We start from the raw sequence: 26,163 nt of genomic DNA, 5'->3' as shown, positions 1-26,163 counted from the left end.
ACATTCACCTCATGTCCGGTAGGAAGCATTAATTTTGACATAATCATAGGTCAAATCACAGCCCCATGCAGTCGCTTCGTATTCACCGATGTTTAAATTCACAATCAGTTTGACATTTTCATTTTGCAGGTATAGTTTCCCTTCTCCTTCATCAAAATCCAGTGGCAGTCCATCTTTTACAACTGCAATATCGCCTAGAGAAATACCCACTTTGTCTGCATCAATCGGCTGTTCACTGTAGCCAACTGCACAAACAATTCTTCCCCAGTTAGGGTCAGCTCCATAAATTGCTGTTTTGACTAAATTCGAGGAAATTATCGCCTTTGCTACTTGTCTTGCAGCAATTTCTGAAGGTGCTCCAGTTACGTTAACTTCAATCAGCTTTGTCGCGCCTTCTCCGTCTTTAGCGATTAGCTTTGCAAGCCCCTGACATACAAATTGAAATGCCTCAAAAAATTTATCCCACTCAGGGTGAGACTCATTTAATGGCTTATTTTTTTGCATACCGTTCGCCATCACCAGCACCATATCATTTGTGCTGCAATCTCCATCAACCGTGATCATATTAAATGTGTTGTCAGTTGCAGACTTTAAAGCAGACTGCAGACTTTTCTGTTCAACCGCAGCGTCTGTCGTAATGAAGGAAAGCATTGTTGCCATATTTGGATGGATCATTCCAGATCCTTTTGCCGCACCGCCAATTGTGATCATTTTCCCATCGATTTCCACTTGAGCAGCAAGATGCTTCGTTACAGTATCTGTAGTTAAAATAGCTTTCTCAAAATTTTCAGGTGAAGTATCTGCTTCTTTTCCAAGCATCCCGATACCTGAACGGATTTTATCCATTGGAAGCGGGACACCAATAAGCCCTGTTGATGATACAGCTACATGGTCAGTCTCTACTCCCATTTGTTCCGCCGTGAGCTTTTGCATTTCCAATGCATCGCTATAGCCCTGCTTTCCGGTACATGCATTGGCATTGGCTGAATTCACGACAATTGTCTGCAGCTTTTTTGATTTTTCAAGACTATTTTTCGTAACCTTTAGTGGCGCAGCCTGAAAGGAGTTCAATGTATAAACACCTGCAGCAGCAGCTGGTATTTCCGAGTGGAGCCAGCCAAAGTCAAGCTTTGTTTTTCGAAGTCCGCAATGTACCCCCCCTGCTGTAAAACCTTTCGGACTTGTTATATGCCCCTCTTCAATAATTTGAATACTCTTTTCTGTTGCAGTAATCATTGATTTTTCACCCTTTCTTATGGATACATTGGTATTGAGTTTAACCCGTGGCCTTCTTCCCAGCCATTCATTATATTTGCATTTTGTATTGCCTGACCAGCTGCTCCTTTTACTAAATTATCTATTGCAGAAACAATAATTAGCTGATTTGTTCGTTTATCTGCATAAAATCCGATGTCACAAAAGTTACTTCCGTAAACATCTTTCGTAACAGGAAACTCTCCTTCTGGACGGATCCTGACAAACGGAGCGGATTCATAATAATTTTTGTATAAACTGACGACACCCTCTGTAGTTATTCCTTCTGTCAATTGTCCATACATAGTGCAGACCAGCCCGCGTGTCATCGGAATCAAATGGGTCGTGAAAACAGAAGACACCTGTTCATTTACTGCGGTCGACAGATATTGGTCAATTTCAGGAATATGCTGATGCTTTCCGATTTTGTAAGCTTTCAGATTATCATTCGTCTCTGAAAAATGAGTCATCGCTGATGGTGTCCTGCCAGCACCTGATACGCCAGTCTTTCCATCAATAATGATGGGATTAGGCTGAATTATTTTCTGCTCAAGTGCTGGATACAATCCAAGGATGGCAGATGTTGGAAAACATCCAGGATTGGAAATTACCCTTGCACCTTTTATTTGTTCTTTATATAATTCCGGCATTCCATAAACTGCCAGATCCAATGCAACTTGCGGAGCTGCCTCACCTTTATACCAGTGTTCATACTGCTCTCTTGAGCTGATCCTGAGATCACCTGATAAATCAATACATTGTACAGATGAGTCTATCAGCTTGGGGATAAGCTTCTTCGTTACACCAGCTGGCGTTGCGAAGAAAATTATATCCACTTCCTCTTTCAAACTGTCAATCTCTAATTCCTCCATTGGATCATCTATAAAATTAGTTAAATGCGGATAAAATGAATAAAGTTGCTTTTTATGCTGTGAATGAGATATAATTTTTTCCAGATGTATATATTCATGCATTTGAATAAGCCTGATTAGTTCAATTGCTCCATAACCCGTTCCACCTATAATTGCTGCTTTTTTCACGAAACTCTTCCCTTCCTCCATTTATTAAATTATTCATTATTATAGAAGTTTTGGGTTCATTAATCAAGTATATTTATGAATTTTTATTTATATTTATACATTTTTATGTATTATTATAAACAAAAATTCATTTAATTAATGAATAAACATAGAAATAAGCCGCCATTTTAGTTTAAAAGGGTTTTCTGTCCGAAGACAGAAAACCTTTAAACTGCTAATCTATATATTTATTTAAAAATGCATTCATTTTATTAATATAGCGATTCTTTTGTGTGACAAAAGCTTCTCCATGTCCGGCATCATCAAAGGTAATCATTTCCGCATTACTTTTCGTATTTTTATATAATTCTTCCGTCATTGAAGTTGGTACGAATGTATCAGCATTTCCGTGAATATATAAAATTGGAACTTCTGCTTTTTTAACCTGATCCAGTGCCGAGGCCTCTGTTAACGAGTAACCTGCCCTCATTTGTGTTATTAGACTGGTACTTGGCAAAATAGGGAATGCCGGTAAATGAAACATGCGCCCCATTTGATAATCAAACATATCATATACACTTGTATATGGACTGTCAGCTACAATTGCTTTTACATTTTCAGGAAGATCCTCACCGCTGGTCATAAGCATTGTGGCAGCACCCATGGATACACCATGAAGTACAATCTCTGAATCTGATCCCGTCCTTTCAAGCACTTTATCAATCCAGTCCAGGTAATCCAGACGATCATGCCAGCCAAATCCAATGTATTCCCCTTCACTTTGTCCATGTCCTCTCAGGTCAGCAGTAAATATGTTATAGCCAAGCTCTTCATAATAATACTGTCCATACAGCCCCATATCCCTAGCCCGGCCCAGATAGCCATGTGCCAGTACAACTGTTTTATCCGTTGGTTCCTTTGCTTCTAAATAATATCCCTGCAGCTTCAGACCGTCATAGGATTCCATTTCCCATTGCTCAAAATCCTGATTGTCCACCCACTCTCGCCAGTCACCATCAATGAATACATCCATTGCTTCGGCGGACACTTCCAAATCTGAGTTTCCAACTAGAAAGTCTTTCACATTACGTTCGATGGCCAGATTATAGAAATAAAAGCTGGCAGTAATATCTATAATTAAAAGAATAGAAAGCAGTCCTATCCCTATTTTCATCCAAAGTTTCTTCTTTTTCACGCTGCCTCTCCTCTCTGTTAATCTCTAATTCTATTATACAGGAAAATAAAGCAGCATAAACCTATTTTTGGCTGGTACTTGTTTACAAAAGTTCTTCTAAAAAGGAATTGAACCCCACTTTATAAACCAAAGGCGGGGTTCTAATTTCATCAATCTCTATGCAATTACTGGATACCCTAACTTTTCAATAGTTATTTTTAACTCATCAGCAGTAACCTGATCTTCACTAAAAGTTGCTTTCACTTTACTGGAGTTAAACAATACCTTTGCTTCTACCACCCCATCCATTTTGCTTAGTTTGCCTTCAATTTTTTTAATACAGGATGGACAAGTTAATGGTTCTAATTGAAATTTAGCTGTTGTCATATCGAATCTCTCCTTTGTTTTCTTATATCTTTATTATAAAAGTGTTTCTGATTGCATTCCTTGACGCAGGTCAATTTTTGTTTGATTCTTTTAAAAAGCAGGAACCACTTACTTGATTACGCAGGTGCTACTTCTACGTGTGATTCTTCTCTCCTGTCTTTACGGTTAAATCGAATCAGTCGCATTGCATTCAGGATAACAAGCAGGACACTTGCTTCATGGATGAACATACCGGAAGCTAAATGAACACTTCCTGCTAAGACGCCTGCAAGCAGAACGAAGACAATTCCAACTGAGAGGAAGGTGTTTTGTTTCATGTTGCGGATGGTTGCTTTCGATAGCGAGTAAGCATGTGAGAATTGCATTAGTTTATCCGCCATCAGAACAACATCTGCGGTTTCCATCGAGACGTCGGTTCCGCCCTCGCCCATTGCCAGTCCGATATCTGCTGTTGCAATCGCTGGTGCATCATTGATTCCATCTCCTGCCATTGCTACGACATGCCCTGACTCTTTTAATTGTTTTACAAATTCTACTTTATCTTCCGGTAATAGTTCTGCATGGAATTCATCTAATCCCAGTTGGTTGGCAACCAGTTCTGCCGTGTGTTTGTTGTCGCCTGTCAGCATTACAATTTTCTTTATGCCATTCTTTCTCATCTGTGCCAGTGCTTTTGGTGCATCTTCCCGGATTTGATCAGCGATTGAGAAGATACCGGAAACTTTTCCATCTACAGATGCGAAGATAGCGGTATTTCCTGCTTTTTCACGTTCTACAGCATAGTCTGCAACATCTTTCGGAATTTCAATTGCTTCAGCCTTCATCAATTTACGATTTCCAATTGCCAGTACATGCCCTGCCAGTGTGACACGGATTCCATTTCCTTTGATTACCTCACTTTTTTCAGGTTCTTGATCCAGAGCAATATTTCTTGTTTTGGCTTCTTTTACAATTGTCTGTCCTAAGTGATGTTCCGAAATAGTTTCTGCTTGAGCAACAAGCTGCAGCAATTTATTCTCTTCTTGACCGTTAAATGTTTTTATATCAGTTATTTCTGGTTTCCCTTTTGTAAGGGTTCCAGTTTTATCGAAAACCAGGGTGTCTACTTTGGAGAACTTATCCATGACCTCTCCACCTTTAACAAGAACCCCATTCTTCGCACCATTTCCTATTCCTGCAACGTTAGAAACCGGAGCACCAATGACAAGTGCACCAGGACAAGCTACAACAAGGAAGGTGATTGCTAAGTGAAGATCCCTTGTTAATAGATAGACTAGAACAGATAATACAACAACGGCTGGGGTATAAAAGTTTGCAAATTTATCCAGAAACTTCTCAGTTTTTGATTTAGATTCCTGTGCCTCTTCAACCAGCTCGATAATTTTAGCAAAGGTTGTATCATCACCAACTTTTTCTGCAACAATTTCAATGTATCCATTATCAACAATCGTTCCACTGAAAACATTATCCTCCTGTTTTTTCGTTGCGGGTACTGATTCTCCTGTAACTGCAGCTTCATTTAGGGAAGCCTGCCCTGTTACAATACTGCCATCAACTGGAACTTTGCCACCAGAGCGAATAATTACGCGATCTCCTTCCACCACTTCTTCCACTGGAATCGTCAGCGTGTTGCCATCACGGGCAACAGTTGCTTCCTGTGGTGCCATATCAACCAGTTCCTTTAAGGAAGAACGTGTTTTTTGCAATGTGCGTACTTCCAAGTAGTCCCCGAATAAGAACAGAAAGGTAACAACAGCGGATTCTACATATTCACCAATAAACAGTGCACCGATTACAGCGATTGTTACAAGCAATTCAATACTGAAAGCTTTCATGCGAAGGGCCTGAAATGCCTTGATGAAAATTGGCACACCGGCGATTACGGTTGTGATAATCAAAATAGTTTGACGGATATCATAATAACCTGCAATATTAACAATCAATGCTAAAATTAATAAAGCTCCTGATAAAAATGTAATTTGTTTTTTATACTTATTTACCCATTGAATAAACATGCTTCATCTTCTCCTTTTTATAGGTACTTATTTAGAATTATAATTTCTTTATGGTTTTATCATAATTGATTCTCGACTAAATAGATTTGACCGGCGTCAAGATTTCAGGGGAATTTACATTTTTTAAAAAAGAAATAGTTCTATGGACATTAAACACAAAAAATAGCTCCGTTCATTTTGAACGGAGCTATTTTCTGTGTTCACTACTTTTAATTTGATTATAACTTTAAACATGTCTTCTTTCCATTAAATGAATACCAATACCTGTCAGCACTACCCCCATTAGAAGCAATATACTGATTGGATACAGCAATTCCTCCAGAGGATAGCCATAAACAGCAGTACCATTCAGCACTTCCATTCCATAGGTAACAGGATTAATTTTGGATAATGCCAGCAGGATTTTTGATTCAACGATTTCGATCGGCCAATATGCCCCGCCAATCATCGCCATGCTGACAGCAACAATCGGAATCACTGCATTAAATTGCTGCACAGTTTTCGTCACTGCTGTAAGGAAAATGGATAATGCAACGATCGCAAAAACATAAGGCATCAGCAGCAACAAGGTCTCCGCGAATCTGCCATTAAAATCAACCCCGACCCAGTAACGGAAAACAAGAAAGATTATCAGGACCTGCAAATACCCTTCAAAAAAGCTGTAAATTAAATTAGCCACATACATTTCCCACTTTTTCACAGGCGACAGGATCATCCTATCCCAAATCCCATCTTTTTTCTCTATTAATACAGGCAATAAATTATATGCAATTGTGTAAATGACAAAGAATAATGTAAATCCAAACAGGGAATGAAATGTATTATCATATACTACCGTATCTGATCCTCCGAGGCTGCTTGTTTTAATGGTAAAAGCTGGTGAGTTTTTTGCAGCCTCCAGTTCTTCCAGCACTTTTTCTTTTTCGCTTTCTGATTCAGCATTCGATGCTTCCAGAATTTGTTCCTGTCTTAACTTCTCCACATATGCTCCACGGATGGTTTCTTCAATCATTGAAGCATTCGCTGAATCGACACCAACAATTATTTGAAAATCATTCTCTGAAAGTATTGCTCCAGCTTCTGCTTTTCCATTGGAAATCTGCTCCTTCATTTCTTCTTCAGAAATCCAGTTAAAGGAATAGGCTTCATTTGTTTTTAGTTTCTCGCCAATGAAAGAATCCTTTACTGAATCATCTTCCGCATATACGGGAACATGAATGGTGGATGCTCCTCCGGTTCCGCCTACCATAAGTGCAAAACCAATAGACATTCCCGTGAATAGCACAAATACAAATGGATTTCTAATAAACATCCTGAATTTCGCCAGTAAAATTCCTATCATATGGATGCCCCCCTTTTAGGAAAGCTTAATGCTGCAATGATGATGGCAACGAGTGCAAATACCGCCAAAAATAAGAGATGACTGCTGATTTCAACTATTCCGTCACCCCTGATTATTTTCAAATACGAGGACATTCCCGCTCCATTTGGTGTCAGATTCCCAAGCATTCTGATGAATGGCGAAGAATCTCCAATTGGAAAAAAGCTTCCACCAAGTACTGCCATCAGTGTTACAATAATTCCTGAGAAAAAGTTTATAATCACTTCAGAGTTAAAGCGATAGCTAATTGCTGTAAGCAGTACGGCAATACCTCCAACTGCAATCGCAAATGCCAGTGTTACGGTGAAAAACGCAGCAAGGTTTGGCCAGGAAACACCATAGACTGCCCAGGCAAAACCATACACAATCAGCAAATGCAAAGCACTGATTATGCTTGCTGAAATAAATGTGCCAATAAAATAAATCCATCGTGAAACATTTGCCAAAATCACGCGATCAAATACATGAATTTGTCTTTCAAGAAAAGCGATAGAACCGATTGTTGAGGCAATAAACAGTACGTTCATCACAGCCATCCCAACAGCATAGTAATCCTTTGCACTAACAGGATTTTTTTGACTGATTGAAGTTTTATCTCCTGGAACTAAACCCTCATCCAATTGCAGTACCGTCTGGTCAATACCTTCATTTGCAAGAAACTCTCCTAATGTAAGCTGTTCCTGAAATTGATGAAGAATATCGTTGACAATACTTGAACCAATTTGATGCCCATTATTCAGCGAAACATTCAGTGCAGGTTCATTTGTTTTATCAAGAATCCTGTTCTCTAATGTTTCATATGTGAAGTTCTCAGGGATTTCAATAACGGCTGTATACGAATCGTCTGCCAGGATTTTATCCCGTTCAGCCGGTTGAGCTTCATTAAACTGAGTCATCTCTTTGAGCTCTTCATTGTCAAAAACATCTTTCAGCATAGCTGCCGGTTTCCACTGCTCTACTGCTGGCCGTATCGATTCCACTGTTTCAGAAGGCAGTTCTTCTTCCATATCAGCAATAAATTGATCTATTTGTTTTTCCTCATCCCCATGGTTGATAAAGCCGATTTTCATATTTATATTCGGACTGCCGCCCTCCATCATTCCACTGAGCGCTGTACCCAAAATTGCAATCAGAATTATAGGGAGACCTGCCAGCAGCACCAGCTGCATGGGGTTGCGCCATAACAGGAGCAATTGTTTTTTTATGATTTGTCCTATCAATTGATTGTCCCCCTCTTAATCTCTCAAAGCTCTTCCGGTAAGATGCAGGAAGACATCCTCAAGTGTCGGAGTTTTTACATCGACAGAGTTTAGCTCAATTCCTGTATCCTCTGCCATTTTGATTAAATCAGAAAATAAATTAGTCTCTTTTGCAGTTATGATGGTTACTTCTTTTTCCTCTGCCACTACACGATTTATAGTTGGATTCTGCTCTAATAAATCAATGAAGGTATCATTAAATCTGTCAGCTTTAATGGAAATCGTTTTTTCTGCGGAGAGAATCCGTTTTATTTCCTCCTTTGTTCCGGAAGCAATCAGATCACCTTTATCCATGATATAGATGCGGTCACAAAGGAATTCTACTTCTTCCATATAGTGACTTGTATATAATACAGTCATTTGCCTTTCTGCATTCAAGCGTTTTACTGTCTCGAGTATATAGCTTCTCGATTGGGGGTCAATGCCAACAGTCGGCTCATCCATGACGATTACTTCTGGATCATGCAGGAGTGCCACACCTATATTAAGACGCCGTTTCATCCCGCCCGAAAAAGTTTTAACAACATCTTTTCTTCTATCGGTTAAACCGATCAATTCCAAAATTTCATCTATTTTCTTCTTAAGCACAGCACCTTTCAGCCGGTAAATTCTCCCGAAAAATTGCAGGTTTTCTTGTGCTGTTAAGTCATCATATAGCGCAATTTCCTGTGGAACCATTCCAATAACTGCCCTTAGGGGTGCAGGCTTTTTCAAGATACTTTTATTATGAAAACGAACATCGCCATCCGTTGGCTCTACTAAAGAGGTCAGCATTGATATCGCTGTTGATTTACCTGCTCCATTGGGACCAAGCAAACCAATAATTTCACCTTTCTCGATAAACATATTTAAATTTTTCACGGCATAAATTTGTTTGAATTTCTTTGATAAATCTACTAATTCAAGCACACGCATCGCCTCCTGTACCTTTAGTTTACTCTCAACTTAACTGATAGCATACTGTCTGGAGTCACTGATTTTTATTCATTTAGGGTGACTTAAGTCATTAGTTTACTTAGCATTAAAAAAACTCCCTGCAATTGCAGAGAGTATACTTCATCATTATTTATTTTTTTCCGTCATAAATAAAGAGAAACCAAAAATCACAAGTTGACTCACCAGTAAGATCCATCCGCCTTTAGGCTGTTCTTCAGCTGGATTAAAAGGCATGATAGCCTGGAAAAATTCCTTAGGTATATCCTGAAAGTCAGGCAGACAAACTGCAAGTGCTGAGATAAACATATCCACATCTGTATAAATCATATAAAGGACATCTTTTGCCAGCAGTAATAACAAGCTATACGGGATTAGCAATACAATGTTTGCAATTATATAGTACCGCTTTTGCTTTTGATGCAACCGGTTGGATGAAATTATCGGTATCCAAAGCAGGAATGCAGCGATAAATAATGCGAGGAGATAAAAGTAATTCAGATAAAGATCGATTCTCGCATTGTTAAAAATTACAGGAATATGATAACCATAAAATAATAAATAAAATAAAATAATAGCAGCGATAGGATTGGTAATTACGCGCATGATTTTAGCCAAAACAGGAATGGATAAAATTTTCTCCATTGTTTTCTTTTTGAATCCGATGATCAGCAGTGGCGGTGCAAACAACAGCAGAAGCACGATTTGAATAATATGTGTACTGAATTGGATTCTGCCTATAACATTCAATGGACTTCCAATGGAGATAAATAGAATAATTAAACCAGTGAAAAAGAGGATTGTCCTCCACCATTTATGATTTTTATCCTCTGGCAGAATAAATAAATAGATGATTACACCAAATAAGATGAATAATAGAATTCCGCCATTCCACATTGTGGAAAAATGAAACTCCTCCAGTAAAATATCAAGCATTTTAAGCCACACCTTTATCATTGCATTTCTACAATAAGTATAAAGGAAATTCCCGATAAACAGAGATGTAATATGTCACAATATAATGACAAAAATCAGCTGCAGTATTTGCCAACTGTGGAGCAAAATTATGTAAAATCATTAATCAGTTATATCATGCTTCACTGCAAATATAGCTAATTGTGTCCGATCACGAAATCCGGTTTTCTGCAGGATTTGTGTAAGATGGTTTTTAATCGTTCCAATGGAAAGGTGAAGCTGTTTTGAAATTTCCTTGTTTGTCCTGCCTTCTCCAATAAGCTTTGTAATTTCCATTTCTCTTGGGGAAAGCGTTACATCCATGGCAGGCGTACCCGATCGCTTCAAAAGCCGCGGCATTACTTTTGCCGCTACTTCATCATGGATAGTCAGCCCACCTTTCATACAGCTGTATACCGCTTCGATTAGCTTTTCCGGTTCGGATGTTTTAAGCAAAAATCCGTTAGCACCTTCCTTTAAAGCTTCCATTGCGTAAGCATCATCATTAAATGTTGTCAGGATAAGGATTTTAACATAAGGCCATTTCTGTTTTATTTTTCTTGTAGCCTCTATCCCATTCATGACGGGCATTCTGACATCCATCATTATGAAATCAACCAGATGCTTTTCCAGCACTTGGATGGCCTCCAGCCCATTGGACACTACCTTCGTGACCGTTATATTTTCATCCTGTTCCAGTATTACTTTAAGTCCCTGCCTCACAATTGCTTGATCTTCCACTATCATTACCTTCCACATAAAGCCACCCCTTACTCACCTGGAATTGTCCCTGATACGACAAAGTGCTTTTCCGTTTGATAGACATGCAGACTGCCTTGTAAATCCTCTACACGACTTTTCATATTTGAGAGCCCAAATCCATAGTTAAACGGTTTTGGCTCAAATACAGCATTTTTGATTTCAAAGGAAACATCTCCAATTGCTGACTTCCCTAACGTAATATGTACTTCTCTTGATCCGGCATGACGCATCGCATTGGTTAGAGCCTCTTGGATGACCCGATACAGGGCAACACTGTTTCGGTTTGAAAGCTTTACTGATAAAACACCCTGCTTCATGGTGAATTGTACAAGGATATGGCTTTCTGCTTCCAGTTTTCGGATTAAGTGAACAACGGTTGAAATACCTTCATACTCTTCAGTCTGCAATGCTTTCACTGCCTGACGTGTTTCATCAAGACTTTCTTTTGCCATTTTCTTTAACTCATCATATTCAGAATTCCCTTGTTGTATCGAAAGCATCTCCAGTTTCATAATCAGTGCAGTTAAGCGGTGTCCGACAGAATCATGAATATCTCGTGCTATTTTCGTTCTTTCTTCCAGTCTTGCATCACGTTCGGCTTCAACATGCAGTCGTTTTAATATCCGGTACTCTCCCAACAGTTCATCATAGATTCCTCTCTGCTCGAAAAGATCAGCTGTCTTTTGCTGAAGTGCTGTAATTACAATATAAAACAAAACATATAAGAAAAGATTCACCACCAGGAAACCATCATTTATTAATTCAAGTATGACTAAAATTAAAAAGTTTCCAGTCATATACCAATGAAAATGACTTTTCAAACGAAATGCTGCATCCGTTATCGTGTAAAGCAATAATATAGATGTGAACGCTAAGCCGTCCACCAGAAAATAAGCCTGCAGAAAAATCATGAAAGATAAACCTGCATATAAGAGAAGCGGCCCTTTTCCAATGGACAGAAGAAAAAAGATTCCAAGTGAAATGGTGTATGCCAGTACGCTGTATGGTAAATGGGTACTATCCAGTATCAGGACCAGCACCCATAATAAACTGAAGATGAAAAAACGAACCCAAAATAATTTCACGTTATTTCTCCCCTTTAAGGGCTAAAGTCTAATTTCATTATAACGGAAAATAGTTATTTGCAAACAGACTGAAAAACATTTATATAAATGGATTGTAAAACCGACTTCCATCATGAAATGTAATTATTAAGGATGCTATTAAAATCAAAATCCCAATAACAATTGATATATAGTCTATTCTCTTAAATGGTTTCGCGCCATACCATGACCGCTTTTTATTTTTCCCAAAGCCACGAAGCTCCATCGTATTGCTAATAACTTCAATCCGGTCCAGACTCGATAAGATCAGCGGGAGGATAATGGATGTTGCATTTTTAATCCTTTTAAGCAGTTTTTCCTTATTGGACATATCAATTCCTCTTGCCTGCTGGGACTGTGCAATTGTACGAAAATCACGCTGAATATCAGGAATGTAACGTAATGCTAGTGAAACGGAATAAGCAATTTTATAATTCACACCAATTTTATTCAATGAAGCCGCGAATTCACTGGGATGCGTTGTTACAATAAACAGTAGAGCTGCCGGAATTACCACAAAATATTTAAGTGTGATATTAAATTGGTAGAATAACTGCTCCAGTGTCACATTGTATCTGCCGGCAATATCTAGCAGCACGTGGCTAGTGCCATATATTTTAACCCCTTCCTGCGGGGAGAATATATAGATTGCAACATTATTCAGTAATAAAAATGCTAAAATAAATGCCAATACAAAGCCTATCTCACGAATGTTTATTTTGGACAGAATAAAGATAGCAATACTTATAACAAAAAGAAATAGGAGTATACGAGTATCATATGTAAGCATTGCTGCGGTTGACCACATGATGAATATAATCAGTTTTGCTGCACCGGATAATTCATGAACTGGTGATTTACGTTCAATATATGAAAGCAATTCTACTGCCATGTTTTCCTTACCTCCTTATCGAAGGTGATAAATCGGCTTACAAATTCTTTTGGGTCCGGAATACCGGCTTTTATTGCCAAATCAAAAAGGGAAGTTTTCTTTAAATTTGCCTGGTGGATTACCGTTTCATTTGCCAGCACTTCCACAGCAGAATCATCTGAGATAACTGTTCCATCTGCAATTGCAATCGCTCGTGGTGTATATTCAAGCATCAGATGCATGTCATGGGTGATCATGATAATCGTGACACCTTTTTGATTCAACTCCATTAAAAATTCCATAATTTCTGTGTAGTGACGAAAGTCCTGGCCAGCCGTAGGTTCATCCAGAATAATAATTTCCGGATCAAGCACTAAAATGGAAGCAATCGTTACCCGTTTCTTCTGACCAAAGCTTAAGGCTGATATTGGCCAATTCCGGAATGGATAAAGACCACAAACTCGCAAAACCGCTTCTACTCGCTCCCTTACCTCATTTTCCGAAACGCCCCGCATTTGAAGTCCTGTTGCTACCTCATCAAAAATCATATGCTTGGATATCATTTGATTCGGATTTTGCATAACCATTCCAATCCGCTCGGACCGTTCAAATATTGTGTCCTTTGTTATATCCTGCCCATGGAATAATATGCTTCCAGACTGAACTTTTTCAAACCCGCAAATTAATTTAGACAGGGTAGATTTTCCAGCACCGTTTTTCCCGACAATACTTACCATTTCACCCTTTTCGATAGAAAAAGAGACATTTTGGATTGTCTGCTTTCCCCACTGATAACCAAAAGAGACATCCATCAATTCTAGAATTGGTGCAGCTTTTGCTTTTTCATTCATTGACGGTGCTGACTTATACCATTGAAGCAGTTTATCTTTACAATCATCCAGTTTCAGTGTATCCAGATGAGCTGGTTGCATTTCGCTGTTTACATTACATCCTGCATACTTTAGAGCTTTTACATATAGCGGCTCTCGAATACTGGATTCTTCAAGAACTGTGGTGCCTAATAATTCATCTGGTATGGTATCACTCACAATGCGTCCATCATCTACAACGATGATCCGGTCTACATCTCTGTGCAATACATCCTCCAGTCGATGTTCTATGATAATTACCGTTGTATTGGTTTCTATCTGTATATTGTCAATCAATGAAATTGCATGCTGGCCAGTTGCCGGGTCAAGATTTGCCAGAGGTTCATCAAAAAGCAGAACATCCACATTATCCACCATTACCCCAGCTAAAGATACACGCTGTTTCTGCCCGCCGGATAAAGTGTGGATGGATGCATTAATATGGCCTGTCATATCTACAAGCTTTGAGACATCTGCTACCTGATCCAGCATGCTGTCCTGTGGCACTACGTCATTTTCCAATGCAAATGCAATATCTTCCCCAACAGTCAGGCCAATGAACTGGCCATCAGGGTCCTGCAAAACCGTTCCTACAATTTTTGAAATAGAGAAAATATCCATTTTTTTTGATTCTTTTCCTCTTATCGTGAGACTCCCTTCTATATCTCCTTTGTAAGAGAATGGAACTAGCCCATTGATACAATGGGCTAATGTGCTTTTGCCAGATCCGGATGGGCCAACAATTAAAACTTTTTCACCTTCATAGATTGATAAATTGATATCTTTCAGTGTTGGCTCAGTCTGACTGTGATATTTAAATGTGAAGTTTTCAAATCTTATTACAGCCTGTTTCATAAGTAAGCTCCTCACAGTTGATGACTATTCTTTAGATAAACTGTCACTCTGGCTCCGTGTTTTTGCATATGCAGTCAATAATATTGTACCAATAATTCCGACGGTTATAATGTTCGACAGTCCTGCTACCAGCCCTTGAACAAAAACCTTATTTGCAGGTTCCGCGTAGATCAAAACATCCAGCAATGGTGCAAGCAGGCCCCACCCTATAGCCTGTACGACAACCTGAACGATATTAAATGTAATTATTTGTTTAGCACCAAACACTCCGTTTTCGATGTTTATTTTCTTTGCAAATAAACCAATGAATAATCCAATGAATAACGAAACAAACACCCAGCTCCACCAAACCGAACCATAGGAAACAGCATCTGTTAATGCATGTCCGATAAATCCTATTAGTCCACCGGCTATTGGCCCAAAGACGATTGCCATTAATGCCAGAAACGCATAAGCAGTTTGAATCGTTGTATTTGGTATTCCAGTTGGTATTGCAACAAATCTTGCCAAGATCACAAATACCGCTGCTCCAATTCCTATAGCTACAATTGTTTTAATTGATAAACTATTTTTTCCCATCTCGCATTCCCCTTACGCTTGTTTTTATTTTATTCCTTTTGTTTTTATATACTTCACCAATCTTAAGTCACCGTTTCTATAGAATGCGACGTAGTGAAAGTTCACTTGCGTCGTGCAAAAGCTTGTTGAGTGCTAAAACTCGCTCCGGAAATACACTTCGCTTTCCGCGGGCTCGCGATGAGCCACCTCGGTCGCAAAGAACGCTCCCTGTGGGGTCTCATCGTCTTCGCTTTCCCGCAGGACAAGGAAAGCTACGGCAGCAATGCATCGCACGCAGAAAATTGGTCTGTATTTTCAAGGAGTCTCAGTGTATTTCCTACGCTGATATTCCGATTACTACCGATGAAGTGAACTAGTGAGCTATATACAAAACATCGAACCGTCTCACCAGTTCGGGTGAGCGGAGGGCGGTGACTCCTGCGGGAATAGCACGTGTCCGAAGACCCCGCAGAGTGGTTTTCTCGAGGAGGCTGAGGCCGTGCCCGCGGAAAGCATCCGCCCGCAGCGATCCCGAACGGTAGCATCAGAACAATTTTTGGAAGTCAAACTGATTTTAGTTCGCAGTTTCTATCTACTGCTAATTAAATTATTACATTTAATAATCACAATTTCTTAGAAATCAGTGTTATTTTATTAATTAATTCCGCTTGTTTTACGAATACTTATGATCCAGTTTGCTCCTGTTTCAATATGATAGGCTTTTGCGAAGGAGCCCTGATTAATAGCAACACCTAGTTTATCTAATGAATTTACAAATAATAGAGGTTCACCTAAACGGCTGTCTGCAAAAGACCTTCCAAATCTCAGGATATTTTTGTAAATATGCCGGCGATTATTTTCAATTGTTACCTCCAGGGAATCACCATATTGGATGCCAGCTTCATTTGCCAATTCCCTGTTGATATTTGTCCATAGATTTCCAAATCGGACATCAAGAATATCGATATTCCCTTGAATGACACCATCACTCACAGTTGCTCTTGGTTTATTGAGTTCAACGATTTTATCCGTTTCCACCAAAGGGCCAACCTCTTCAAAAGTAATAACGCCTGAAGCAAGCCGCGCCCCCGTAAACGCATAAACATCTCTTCCATGGAATGTGTAGGATTCACCAGAGTTTGGCAGACGATTGACATTTTCATCAATAATGCGCACCTCTGAAATCCCAACTTTATCTTTAATATGGGTCAAAGTTCCATTATCAGGTGTAACAATATATTGATTGTCGTTCGTTTTTGCTACAACACTCAAACGTTCTGTACCAACTCCAGGGTCAACAACAGATACAAATACAGTATCTTCCGGCCAGTAGCTGATTGTCTGGTATAGCCTGTAGGATGCTTCCCAAATATTGAATTGCGGGATATCATGTGTCAGATCAAAAATCCGTATATCTGGATCAACGGAAATTGCCACTCCATACATTGCGCTCACTGCACCATCACTTAGACCGAAATCTGTTTGAATTACTAAATTTTTACTCATGTAAAACCCTCCGTTATATGTTTAGTTTTCGTTGTTGATTCCTGCATTTTTGGCAGCTGCACAACTTTTTTTCAATTAAAAAACCACGCCATTATCGAATAAACGATAAGGACGTGGTTATAATCAACGTGGTACCACCTTACTTCACTGCATGCTCACACATGCAGTCTCATCAAGTACAAAGCCTTCAAAGAAGCTTTTTATACTGTGGTATTTGTAACGAGTACCAAATCTCGTCGGAACTTACTAATATCATCGGATACGTTCGGCACGAAACTCCAAGGCCATTGTTCAGATTCTTATTTTTTGCTTCTTTTCAGCTGCCGAAGCTCTCTTTTAAAAAAATAACTGAATCTTACTTTTCCTCTTCAACGTTTTTAAAAACTAGTGTGATTAAATTAAACTTATTATACGGAATAAAAATTAATATTGCAAGGACTTTTTTGAAAAATATTAATTTAGGATATTTTGAGTGATATACTGTATTTAGAAATAGATGTGAGGTCGGCTGATAGGAGAACGGATTTACTTATTCTTGGACGGAAATCCTCACTCCAAAAAATCCACCAATCACATCCACCCTCTCAACCTTATACTAAAAATTGGAGCTGATTGCATGAAACATACTTACTTTCTTACAGGCTATCCTGGTTTTCTAGCCAGCAGTCTGGTGAGTCAACTCATCAAAGATCATCACCAGGACATTGAAAAGATTCATCTGCTTGTTCTTCCAAGTCTTAAAGAAAAAGCTGCGAAAGAAATAACATACTTTACCGAAAGTAACGAATTACATCCCGATTTATTTAATATTATTCCTGGGGATATCACCGCTCCTTCGATGAAAATTGATACTGAAATGAACAGCACACTAAGAAACTCTGTTACACATGTTTTTCACCTTGCAGCGATCTATGACCTGGCAGTTCCCAAGGATATAGCTTTTCGTGTTAATGTAAATGGAACAAAAATCGTAAATGATTGGGTCAAAACGCTGAATAAACTGGAGCGCTATATCTATTTCAGCACTGCCTATGTACCCGGCACTCGTGAAGGACAGATTTTCGAGCATGAGCTGAATGAAGGACAAAACTTCAGAAATCATTATGAACATACAAAATTTGAGGCTGAGCTGCTGGTAGAAGAGTTAAAAGCCGGGATACCAGTGACTATTATTCGTCCCGGTATTGTCAGAGGGCATTCCAAAACAGGCGAAACAATGAAATTCGATGGGATTTATTTTATGCTTAATTTGCTGGATCATCTGCGTTATCTTCCAGTTATTCCTTACTTTAGTGAAGGCAGCGCAGAGGGGAATTTTGTACCGTCGGATTACGTGCTGAAGGCAACCAGCCATCTAGCCTTTGCTGATGCTGGTGTTGGAAAAACATACCATCTGACAGATCCAAATCCATACACAATGCGCGAACTGCATACAATGCTGTCACAAAACTACCTTGCAAAGACACCTAGAGGAACAATTCCTCTTTCTTTGGCAAAGAGTGGATTAGAATCTGCTGCCGTTCGCAAATGGCTTCGTGTTGAAAAAGAAGCGATGGACTACTTTACGATCCATTCATCCTATGACACTTCTCAAACGATAAAGGATCTTGCCGGTTCAGAATTGGAATGCCCCGATTTCAAAGAGTCGATTGATTCGATGATACTCTTTTACAGAAAATATAAACATGATATGAGTAAACATATCCAATTCGTCTAGAAACGGGATTTCACTTAACATACAGAAATATATGAATATTGTACCATTTCCTATTTTTTACAGTCATAGTATAATGAAAGAGACATGCTATGTAGGGTGAGCTTCGGTTAAAGCTGTAAAAGTGCTTCTTTTACTTGGCGGCTAAAAACCCCTAATGAAAGGGGCTGAAACATGTGATACCAATTGACACAACTCTTGAGTTGATGTTTCTGTTTGCGACACTGGTATTGTTAATTGTTAACAGCCGAGAAAAAAAGTAACCACCCTGCCGATGACGTATACAGGATAATTACTTTTTTTGATCTGTGAGACAGAGTCGCCGCGCCTTGCGGATAGCTGTCGGAGCCGCAAGTTGCAGCTTGCGGCTCATTTTATTAAAACTGGACTTTCACCATTTTTAATGGTGAAAGCCATTAGTAGCACATATGCTCAATAAAAAAACAGCCAATGTAATCATATTAGAAATATTTTTAAATTATTCATCTTCTTATTAATCTAATAAAATTTTTTATTGCTAGGTCAAAAGTAATTAAATATACTCTTAATTAGCATAAACAGACTTTTGACTCACTTCTATAGTATCATAAACTTGAAATCAAATCATCAATTTTCAATAATCTATACCCGCTGCAGCCTTTCTGTAATCAAAAATACTTCATAGATAATCCAATATACGCTTCCATGCATCCACTTTACCTGCAAAACTTTTTGTATAACGTCCAGGAATCGGGCTTGTAGATGGCATTTTTATGACATCCAAATTCCCTAACCTCTTTTTCTCTATTGTTTTCATAAATGTTTGATAGGATTTTGTTCCATTGCATGCAATTAATTGAATGGTAGGATATTTTCTCAGTAATCCCTCTATATCATTAGGCTCTGCCCCTACAATATTTGCATCCAGACTTCCCTCACGGTAACAGGCGCCGATTGTATCCCATAATGCAAGATGATGACGCTTGATAAAATGAATTTTCTCCTCATAATGTTCCACCGGTTTTTCCTGAAAAATCTCAAAAAGAATTCCCCAAAAATGGTTTCTGGGGTTGCCATAATACTGCCTTTTCTCCAGGGAAATCCCTCCCGGCATGGACCCGAGGATTAGAACTTTGGGATTCTCAGGCAGCACTGGGGGAAAGGAGATAAGTTTTTCCTTCATATTTCCACCTCAATAATCGAACTGTCCCTCTCACACATCGACCTTTTTAATAATTCTGGCGGGATTTCCGCCAACGACTACGTTATCAGGAACTTCTTTGGTAACAACTGCGCCTGATGCGATTACTGCATTATTCCCGATTGTTACTCCGGGGTTTATTATCGAACCGCCGCCAATCCACACATTGTCACCAATCGTCACCGGCTTACCATATTCCAGACCTGAATTCCGCTCTTTGGGATTCAGTGGATGTGTCGCAGTATATATATGTACACCTGGTGCAAGGAGACAATTATTGCCAATTCTGACGTCACATACATCTAAAATAACGCAATTAAAGTTGGCATAAAAGTTCTCTCCAACATGAATATTGCTTCCATAATCACAATGAAAGGACGGCTCAATATGGATAGTTTCCCCGGTTGAGCCAAAGAAACCCTGCAATATTTCAGTACGCTTATCCCCTTCTGTTTCTGTTGTCTGATTGAACAATCTTGCTGACTTTCTGGCATGAAACCTTGCATCTTCCAATTCGGGATCCGCAGGGTTATACAGCTGGCCACTAAGCATTTTTTGTCTTTCCGATGCCATTTAACATTAACCTCTATTCTTGCATGTATTGTGTTTATAAGATCTTATACTATCTTAACATCTTACAAACTACACGCAAAGTTTCCATCGTTAGAGGCTCGTTTTACCAAAACTCGGCAAACCTATTCTTCATTATTCTCCTTCTGTGATGTTTTGTTCCTCCAATATTCAGCAATCCGGTGATGAAGCTTTAAATACATCTCTTTAACCCATTTATAAAATTGTCGCTGCATCAACTGCCTGTTTATAAATAAAATCCACCAGACAGCCAGATATACATACGCTAAAATAATGAAAATTGCCCACAGATCTTTTTCCCTAAATTGTGAAATCAAGTATTCGTATCCGTTTAATTCTCCAGTTCTTTGAGCACTGAAAATAAGATTTACCAGCGGAATTCCAAGTGACAAGATCAGTGCAATAACAGACAGCGTCTGCTGTATCCCGAGAATATAACAGATCGTACTGGATATTAATGTCAGTCCCATTATAATAAGATAAATTATTAAAAATGAATCAGATATTACTTCCATTCCCGCTACTCCCTTGCTCGATAATTTTCTTTTATATAATTTCGACATAAGAATCTATAATCCTGCAAAACATTGATAGATCTTCACCTAATCCGGGCTCTTTCCTTCATTTTCCGCTCATTGGCTTTATATTAATTATATAAATTGCCGCAGTTCGTTATTCTATTTTTTAAATTGATTAAATATTAATTATTTTGTTGTTTCACGCATCAAAATCCGATATATTGTATTTATGTATCATAATCAGCTACTAGAACAATGAGGTGCCTTTATGAAAGCTATTCTTATCGGATTATTAGCTGCTTTATTTTTTTCAGTAACATTTGTTTTAAATCGGTTTATGGAATTAGAAGGCGGGAGCTGGGCTTGGAGTGCCTCCCTCCGTTTTTTATTTATGCTGCCAATTTTATTAATTATTCTAGGCTTTCAAAAAAATATTAAGCCAGTATTCTTTCATATAAAAAGAAACCCACTATACTGGCTAATCTGGAGTACAGTGGGCTTCGGATTATTTTATGCACCACTTACATTTGCAACAATTTACGGTCCAGGATGGCTTGTAGCCGGTACATTCCAGATTACCATTATCGCTGGTTCCCTGCTTGTACCGTTTTTAAACGGGAAAAGTAAGCAACGGATACCTATCCAAAGTATTTTTATCTCATTAATTATTTTGGCTGGTGTATTTATCATTCAGTTTGAACATGCCTCGTCGGTTTCGGCCATGAATGTTGTATTATGCATGGTTCCATTAGTAATTTCTGCCTTTGCCTTTCCGTTGGGGAATCGGAAAATGATGATCATGGTAAATGGCGAATTGAACACAATTCAGAGGATACTTGGAATGACTATTTGTTCTATGCCTTTTTGGGTAATTCTCTCAATCTATGGATTGGCTGCACATGGAGCCCCTAGCTCCAATCAGATTTTGCAGACATTTATAGTAGCTGTATCTTCGGGCATCATTGCAACAATATTATTTTTCTATGCAACAGAACTTGTTCAAAAAGATACACAAAAGCTTGCAGGTGTGGAAGCAACCCAGTCGGGAGAAGTAATTTTTGCTTTATTTGGAGAGATTTTAATATTAAGTGTCCCATTGCCAAGTATTGTTTCCCTCATTGGTATTGGACTTGTTATTTTAGGGATGATCCTGCATAGTGTCGTTTCCGCTCTAGGTAATAAGAAAAAGCAACTAATCTATAATAAAGCTTCAGAATTAAATTAATAGGAAAAGGTGCTCTTAATTACGTGGGAGCACCTTCTTTTATTCCGATTCCATTCTTGCTCGGTCCTCAGCTGGAGTAGTACCTCTAATATAAAAAGATAGAATAAGACCCACTAATGATAATCCTGCTGCTGTATAGAAAGCAATATTGACACCATGAATCATTTCAGCTGGTGCTGCATTTTCTCCAGTATTTAAGGCAGCTGCTGTCATGATCGTTATTAAGATTGCTGTTCCAATGGAAGCAGCTACCTGGCGCATTGTATTTGTCATTGCGGATCCATGCGGTATTAACCTGTCCGGCAGCTGATTCAATCCCGCAGTAGTTGCAGGCATCATGATCATGGAAATCCCAAACATCCGTATGGCAAAGACGATTGTAAGATAGGGTAACGTTGTTTCCGGCGTTAAATTCGTATATAAAAATGAAGTTACTGTTAAAAGTGTCATCCCTGTAATGACCAGATACTTGGCACCGAATCTATCAAAAATTCTTCCATTAATGGGGGACATGAACCCCATTATTAGAGCGCCAGGCAAAATCATGAGGCCAGATTCCAGTGCAGTAAAACCAGCCATATTTTGCATGTAAATCGGCAGCATCGTTTCCGCACCAATCAAGCCGATAAAAGCAATCATCCCAATTATTGTAGTGATTGTATATATTTTATTGCTGAATATCCTGAATTCCAAAATTGGCTGAACCAGTTTAAATTGGCGTAGAATGAATACCGTAAGTGCTATAGCCCCTGTAAGAAGCACAGTAATCACAACTGGACTTGACCAGCCGTAATTTCCGGCACTGCTAAATCCATATAACAACCCACCGAAGCCTAGTGTTGAGAGAATGATCGATAACATATCAACTTTCGGAAAAGTACGTTTTGTAATATTTTTCATTACAAAATAAGAGATGACAACATTGATTACCGCTAATGGCAAAACAATATAAAATAGCGATCTCCAGGGGTATTATTCCACCAGCCAGCCAGAAATAACAGGTCCAAGTGCAGGAGCAAATCCAATGACCAGCCCCACCGTGCCCATTGCCGTTCCCCTTTTTTCAATAGGGAAAATCAAAAGGAAAATTGTCATCATTAATGGCATCATTATCCCCGCACCAGCAGCTTGTATAATTCGACCGGCCATCAACAGTGCGAAATTCGGTGCAACCGCACAAATTAATGTTCCAATTGCAAATGTGCTCATTGCTGTTAGAAATAGACGACGTGTAGTAAATGTTTCAATCAAAAAAGCAGTGATGGGAATCATAATCCCATTTACCAGCATAAAAATGGTTGTCAGCCATTGTGCCGTATTTTCCGATAAATTTAAATCATCCATGATATGTGGAATTGCTGTCGCCAGCAAAGTCTGGTTTAAAATAGCCAAAAATGCACCAGTAATAAGAACTGCAACAATTGGAAGCTTATTTATATGTCCGATATTTTCTACTTCTTTATTCTTCATTCACCGTCAGCTCCCAGCATTTGCTTCAGAATCTAGTAAGTGAATCTCATTTTATCATACTTGGTTGTAAGAATTTCATTTATACTAAAATAAATGGGGTGACAATTGTGAAATTAGAAAATGAAAAAGATATTGTTCATTTAATCAGACAAGACCAATGGATGATGAATATATTAAAAACTGCACATAAGCTAAATTTACCAGACTGGTGGATTTGTGCCGGATTCATCCGTTCAAAAATATGGGATACGCTGCATGGCTTTGAAAGAACAGCGCTTTCAGACATTGATGTCATTTATTTTGATGAGCAAAATATAGAAGCAGCTGAAGAGAAGCGGCTGGAAAAAGTATTGGAGGATTTGAAGCCGGGGGTACCCTGGTCTGTAAAAAACGAAGCACGGATGCATCTAAGAAACAACCTGGAACCCTACGTGGATACAGAAGATGCAATAGCTAAATTTCCTGAAACTGTAACTGCCCTCGGCGTACGTCTAGATGACAATGGAAAGCTGATTTTAACTGCACCACATGGTGTTGAAGATGTTTTGAGCATGACGGTTAAGCCAACACCGTTTTGTAAAGAATCTAATGAAACAATTAAAATATATGAAGAACGTGCTACTCAGAAGAACTGGCAATCAAAGTGGAGTATGGTAAATTATTGCAGCTAATAACTTAAGAAACTTATTTCAGTAAATCTCGCAAAAAAGGAAAGGTATGATAATTACCTTCCCTTCATTCAGAACTCTATTTAATGTATTTCCAGCTTAACAGATTAATGATTTGGCAAAGGTGTACCTGCTTTAATCGGTATATGTTTAAAGGCCTGCACATCAAATAATCCGATGTCTGTGAGCTTGATTTCCGGAATTACCGGCAATGCCATAAATGACAATGTAATAAAAGGATTAAAGTTTCCTGAAAATCCAATAAAACCAAGTGCATCATTTAGTTTTTGCAAATTTGTATAAACGGTATGGAAGCCTTCGTTTGAGATTAACCCTGAAATAGCTAAAGGCAATGAAGCCAGTAAACTGCCATTATCTACAACAACAAGTCCGCCATTAATTTGCTTAATGCAATTTATGGCTAGGAGCAGATCGTTATCATTTGTTCCAGCTGCAACAATATTATGTGAATCATGTGCAAAGGTTGATGCTATTGCACCTGACTTTAAACCTAAACCATGCAGTATGCCAAGGCCGACATTTCCCTTATTATTGTGCCGCTCAATAACAGCCATCTTTAGAAAGTCTTCTTCAGCTGATGGTTGAAAGCGTCCATTCACAACATCGACTTTCTGAACCTTGTGTTTGGTGACAATACTATTCGGAATAATTGAGATAATATTTGCTTTCTGGTCTTTCGAAAGTTCAATTATAAGATCATCTACTGTTACTTCTTTCATCTGTACACTATTTACCAGACTATCAGAAGGCTGAACATCATTTTTATATTTCATAACTGTTTGTCCGTTCCTTGCAACAGTACTTCCTTTTACAAAAACTTCATTAATTTTAATACTTTCAAGACTATCCAGGAACAGAAAGTCTGCGTCATATCCTGGAGCGATCGCCCCTTTATTTTTCATCCCAAAACACTCGGCTGCATTTAATGTTGCCATTTGGATTGCGGTAATCGGGGCGAGACCATGCTGAATTGTCACTCGAACATTATGGTCGATGCTACCTTCCTCAATTAGATCATCCAGGTGTTTATCATCTGTCACGAATAAACAGCGACGTGCATTCCTTTCATTAATTGCATGCAAGAGTGACTTTAAATCACGGGATGCAGATCCTTCACGAAGCATCACATACATTCCGCGCTGTAATCTGTCTTTAGCCTGTTCGGCTGTCGTACATTCATGATCACTGTGAATGCCTGCTGCCATGTAAACATTGATTCCATTTTGATCGACACCTGCTGCATGTCCATCAATTACCTTATTTAACTTTTTGGCATCTATCAATTTGTCCACCATTTTATCTTCCCCATTAAAAACGGAGGGGAAATCCATAACTTCGCCAAGACTGATCACGTGTTTATTGCCATATAATGGAAATAAATCCTCAGCAGCAAGTGATGCTCCGGCATTTTCAAATGAAGTTGCAGGAACACAGGATGGGAGACCAAAAAACACGTTAAGCGGAATATTCTCTGAAGCATCTATCATAAATTTAATCCCATCAATTCCATTAACATTAGCGATTTCATGCGGATCTGCAACAACGGATGTTACGCCATGCGGCAGCACAACATTAGCAAACTCTGCTGGTGTAACCATCGCTGATTCTATATGAACATGACCGTCAATAAAGCCTGGAGAAACAAATTTACCTTTAGCATCAATTATATTTTCTCCTTCATAATTTCCAATACCTGCAAAGACACCGTCTGCAATCGCAATGTCTGCCTCTATTATTTCCTGATTGAAAACATCGATTATTTTTCCGTTTTTTATAACTGTATCAGCAGGAAACTTTTTAGCTGCAACTTCAATTCTCTTTTTCAATAGCTCTCTATCCATCAAACACCGTCCTTTCCAATGACATGGATAATGTT

At 38.8% G+C, this 26,163-nt stretch carries 22 protein-coding genes, 1 pseudogene and 1 other annotated feature; of the genes and pseudogenes, 3 read left to right on the top strand and 20 right to left on the bottom strand.

Going from position 1 to position 26,163, the window contains the following annotated elements; translation table 11 throughout:
* Positions 1 to 9: 9 nt before the first annotated feature.
* The 15 genes from argJ to CIL03_RS14105 all read right to left on the bottom strand — a co-directional run bounded on the left by argJ (position 10) and on the right by CIL03_RS14105 (position 16,900).
* Positions 10 to 1,236, bottom strand: a complete 1,227-nt coding sequence (gene argJ / locus CIL03_RS14175) for a bifunctional ornithine acetyltransferase/N-acetylglutamate synthase (protein ID WP_094886534.1) — start codon at positions 1,234 to 1,236, stop codon at positions 10 to 12.
* Between the two features lie 17 nt (positions 1,237 to 1,253).
* Positions 1,254 to 2,294: an N-acetyl-gamma-glutamyl-phosphate reductase gene (gene argC / locus CIL03_RS14170; protein WP_094886533.1), complete on the bottom strand. Its 1,041-nt coding sequence runs from the start codon at positions 2,292 to 2,294 to the stop codon at positions 1,254 to 1,256.
* A gap of 214 nt (positions 2,295 to 2,508) precedes the next feature.
* Positions 2,509 to 3,468: an alpha/beta hydrolase gene (locus CIL03_RS14165; protein WP_240508089.1), complete on the bottom strand. Its 960-nt coding sequence runs from the start codon at positions 3,466 to 3,468 to the stop codon at positions 2,509 to 2,511.
* A gap of 156 nt (positions 3,469 to 3,624) precedes the next feature.
* Positions 3,625 to 3,834, bottom strand: a complete 210-nt coding sequence (locus CIL03_RS14160; protein ID WP_094886532.1) for a heavy-metal-associated domain-containing protein — start codon at positions 3,832 to 3,834, stop codon at positions 3,625 to 3,627.
* Positions 3,835 to 3,950: 116 nt separating this feature from the next.
* Positions 3,951 to 5,849 carry a heavy metal translocating P-type ATPase gene (locus CIL03_RS14155; protein WP_094886531.1) on the bottom strand — a complete coding sequence of 633 codons (1,899 nt, stop codon included), beginning with the start codon at positions 5,847 to 5,849 and terminating at the stop codon, positions 3,951 to 3,953.
* Positions 5,850 to 6,075: 226 nt separating this feature from the next.
* Positions 6,076 to 7,191: an ABC transporter permease gene (locus CIL03_RS14150; RefSeq protein ID WP_094886530.1), complete on the bottom strand. Its 1,116-nt coding sequence runs from the start codon at positions 7,189 to 7,191 to the stop codon at positions 6,076 to 6,078.
* Positions 7,188 to 8,450 carry an ABC transporter permease gene (locus tag CIL03_RS14145; protein WP_094886529.1) on the bottom strand — a complete coding sequence of 421 codons (1,263 nt, stop codon included), beginning with the start codon at positions 8,448 to 8,450 and terminating at the stop codon, positions 7,188 to 7,190. Before CIL03_RS14145 ends, CIL03_RS14150 begins: the two co-directional genes overlap by 4 nt.
* Before the next feature lie 15 nt (positions 8,451 to 8,465).
* Positions 8,466 to 9,398, bottom strand: a complete 933-nt coding sequence (locus tag CIL03_RS14140; protein ID WP_094886528.1) for an ABC transporter ATP-binding protein — start codon at positions 9,396 to 9,398, stop codon at positions 8,466 to 8,468.
* 153 nt (positions 9,399 to 9,551) lie between these two features.
* The gene (locus CIL03_RS14135; RefSeq protein WP_165767966.1) at positions 9,552 to 10,358 is read right to left on the bottom strand and encodes a cytochrome c oxidase assembly protein; all 807 of its coding nucleotides are present in this window, start codon (positions 10,356 to 10,358) and stop codon (positions 9,552 to 9,554) included.
* A 141-nt stretch (positions 10,359 to 10,499) separates the two neighbouring features.
* Positions 10,500 to 11,135 carry a response regulator transcription factor gene (locus tag CIL03_RS14130; protein WP_094886526.1) on the bottom strand — a complete coding sequence of 212 codons (636 nt, stop codon included), beginning with the start codon at positions 11,133 to 11,135 and terminating at the stop codon, positions 10,500 to 10,502.
* A gap of 11 nt (positions 11,136 to 11,146) precedes the next feature.
* Positions 11,147 to 12,223 (bottom strand): sensor histidine kinase, encoded by a 1,077-nt coding sequence (locus CIL03_RS14125; protein WP_094886525.1) that lies wholly within the window; start codon positions 12,221 to 12,223, stop codon positions 11,147 to 11,149.
* Positions 12,224 to 12,302: 79 nt separating this feature from the next.
* Positions 12,303 to 13,133 (bottom strand): energy-coupling factor transporter transmembrane component T family protein, encoded by an 831-nt coding sequence (locus CIL03_RS14120; protein ID WP_094886524.1) that lies wholly within the window; start codon positions 13,131 to 13,133, stop codon positions 12,303 to 12,305.
* Entirely contained in the window at positions 13,124 to 14,836 is a 1,713-nt protein-coding gene (locus CIL03_RS14115; RefSeq protein ID WP_094886523.1) for an ABC transporter ATP-binding protein, read from the bottom strand. Before CIL03_RS14115 ends, CIL03_RS14120 begins: the two co-directional genes overlap by 10 nt.
* A 24-nt stretch (positions 14,837 to 14,860) precedes the next feature.
* Complete coding sequence (locus CIL03_RS14110; RefSeq protein ID WP_094886522.1) at positions 14,861 to 15,415, bottom strand: ECF-type riboflavin transporter substrate-binding protein; 555 nt, start codon at positions 15,413 to 15,415, stop codon at positions 14,861 to 14,863.
* Between the two features lie 633 nt (positions 15,416 to 16,048).
* Positions 16,049 to 16,900 (bottom strand): SAM hydrolase/SAM-dependent halogenase family protein, encoded by an 852-nt coding sequence (locus tag CIL03_RS14105; protein ID WP_094886521.1) that lies wholly within the window; start codon positions 16,898 to 16,900, stop codon positions 16,049 to 16,051.
* Positions 16,901 to 17,004: 104 nt separating this feature from the next.
* Positions 17,005 to 17,281 (bottom strand) — a binding site (T-box leader).
* 235 nt (positions 17,282 to 17,516) lie between these two features.
* Between CIL03_RS14105 and CIL03_RS14100 the strand changes: the two genes are divergently transcribed.
* Positions 17,517 to 18,617, top strand: a complete 1,101-nt coding sequence (locus CIL03_RS14100) for an SDR family oxidoreductase (protein ID WP_094886520.1) — start codon at positions 17,517 to 17,519, stop codon at positions 18,615 to 18,617.
* Positions 18,618 to 19,272: 655 nt separating this feature from the next.
* Here CIL03_RS14100 and CIL03_RS14095 read toward each other — a convergent pair.
* From CIL03_RS14095 to CIL03_RS14085, 3 genes are all read right to left on the bottom strand, one after another.
* A complete protein-coding gene (locus CIL03_RS14095; RefSeq protein ID WP_094886519.1) occupies positions 19,273 to 19,776 on the bottom strand; it encodes a DNA-deoxyinosine glycosylase in 504 nt (167 codons plus the stop codon).
* A gap of 30 nt (positions 19,777 to 19,806) precedes the next feature.
* Positions 19,807 to 20,367: a sugar O-acetyltransferase gene (locus CIL03_RS14090; RefSeq protein WP_094886518.1), complete on the bottom strand. Its 561-nt coding sequence runs from the start codon at positions 20,365 to 20,367 to the stop codon at positions 19,807 to 19,809.
* Between the two features lie 122 nt (positions 20,368 to 20,489).
* Positions 20,490 to 20,900: a hypothetical protein gene (locus CIL03_RS14085; protein ID WP_094886517.1), complete on the bottom strand. Its 411-nt coding sequence runs from the start codon at positions 20,898 to 20,900 to the stop codon at positions 20,490 to 20,492.
* A gap of 271 nt (positions 20,901 to 21,171) precedes the next feature.
* Between CIL03_RS14085 and CIL03_RS14080 the strand changes: the two genes are divergently transcribed.
* Positions 21,172 to 22,128, top strand: a complete 957-nt coding sequence (locus CIL03_RS14080) for a DMT family transporter (protein WP_094886516.1) — start codon at positions 21,172 to 21,174, stop codon at positions 22,126 to 22,128.
* 39 nt (positions 22,129 to 22,167) lie between these two features.
* On the opposite strand, the pseudogene CIL03_RS14075 reads toward CIL03_RS14080, so the two are convergent.
* Positions 22,168 to 23,598, bottom strand: a pseudogene (locus CIL03_RS14075) (DHA2 family efflux MFS transporter permease subunit).
* Between the two features lie 107 nt (positions 23,599 to 23,705).
* Here CIL03_RS14075 and CIL03_RS14070 point away from each other — a divergent pair.
* A complete protein-coding gene (locus CIL03_RS14070; protein WP_094886515.1) occupies positions 23,706 to 24,269 on the top strand; it encodes a nucleotidyltransferase family protein in 564 nt (187 codons plus the stop codon).
* Positions 24,270 to 24,373: 104 nt separating this feature from the next.
* Here CIL03_RS14070 and ade read toward each other — a convergent pair whose 3' ends face one another.
* Positions 24,374 to 26,128: an adenine deaminase gene (ade, locus tag CIL03_RS14065; RefSeq protein ID WP_094886514.1), complete on the bottom strand. Its 1,755-nt coding sequence runs from the start codon at positions 26,126 to 26,128 to the stop codon at positions 24,374 to 24,376.
* Positions 26,129 to 26,163 lie beyond the last annotated feature (35 nt).

The sequence above is a fragment of the Virgibacillus indicus genome (genome assembly GCF_002266285.1).
GTDB classification, from domain to species: Bacteria; Bacillota; Bacilli; order Bacillales; family Amphibacillaceae; genus Virgibacillus_K; species Virgibacillus_K indicus.
The sequence above is the reverse complement of the archived record's forward strand: the minus strand, read 5'-3'. Positions and strand labels throughout refer to the sequence as shown.

What these genes read in the sequence shown, in the direction of transcription:
- argJ (WP_094886534.1), bottom strand. Translation starts at nt 1,236, where the DNA reads ATGATTACTGCAACAGAAAAGAGTATTCAAATTATTGAAGAGGGGCAT.
- CIL03_RS14160 (WP_094886532.1), bottom strand. Translation starts at nt 3,834, where the DNA reads ATGACAACAGCTAAATTTCAATTAGAACCATTAACTTGTCCATCCTGT.
- CIL03_RS14155 (WP_094886531.1), bottom strand. Translation starts at nt 5,849, where the DNA reads ATGTTTATTCAATGGGTAAATAAGTATAAAAAACAAATTACATTTTTA.
- CIL03_RS14150 (WP_094886530.1), bottom strand. Translation starts at nt 7,191, where the DNA reads ATGATAGGAATTTTACTGGCGAAATTCAGGATGTTTATTAGAAATCCA.
- CIL03_RS14135 (WP_165767966.1), bottom strand. Translation starts at nt 10,358, where the DNA reads ATGCTTGATATTTTACTGGAGGAGTTTCATTTTTCCACAATGTGGAAT.
- CIL03_RS14130 (WP_094886526.1), bottom strand. Translation starts at nt 11,135, where the DNA reads ATGTGGAAGGTAATGATAGTGGAAGATCAAGCAATTGTGAGGCAGGGA.
- CIL03_RS14120 (WP_094886524.1), bottom strand. Translation starts at nt 13,133, where the DNA reads ATGGCAGTAGAATTGCTTTCATATATTGAACGTAAATCACCAGTTCAT.
- CIL03_RS14115 (WP_094886523.1), bottom strand. Translation starts at nt 14,836, where the DNA reads ATGAAACAGGCTGTAATAAGATTTGAAAACTTCACATTTAAATATCAC.
- CIL03_RS14110 (WP_094886522.1), bottom strand. Translation starts at nt 15,415, where the DNA reads ATGGGAAAAAATAGTTTATCAATTAAAACAATTGTAGCTATAGGAATT.
- CIL03_RS14105 (WP_094886521.1), bottom strand. Translation starts at nt 16,900, where the DNA reads ATGAGTAAAAATTTAGTAATTCAAACAGATTTCGGTCTAAGTGATGGT.
- CIL03_RS14100 (WP_094886520.1), top strand. Translation starts at nt 17,517, where the DNA reads ATGAAACATACTTACTTTCTTACAGGCTATCCTGGTTTTCTAGCCAGC.
- CIL03_RS14095 (WP_094886519.1), bottom strand. Translation starts at nt 19,776, where the DNA reads ATGAAGGAAAAACTTATCTCCTTTCCCCCAGTGCTGCCTGAGAATCCC.
- CIL03_RS14090 (WP_094886518.1), bottom strand. Translation starts at nt 20,367, where the DNA reads ATGGCATCGGAAAGACAAAAAATGCTTAGTGGCCAGCTGTATAACCCT.
- CIL03_RS14085 (WP_094886517.1), bottom strand. Translation starts at nt 20,900, where the DNA reads ATGGAAGTAATATCTGATTCATTTTTAATAATTTATCTTATTATAATG.
- CIL03_RS14080 (WP_094886516.1), top strand. Translation starts at nt 21,172, where the DNA reads ATGAAAGCTATTCTTATCGGATTATTAGCTGCTTTATTTTTTTCAGTA.
- ade (WP_094886514.1), bottom strand. Translation starts at nt 26,128, where the DNA reads ATGGATAGAGAGCTATTGAAAAAGAGAATTGAAGTTGCAGCTAAAAAG.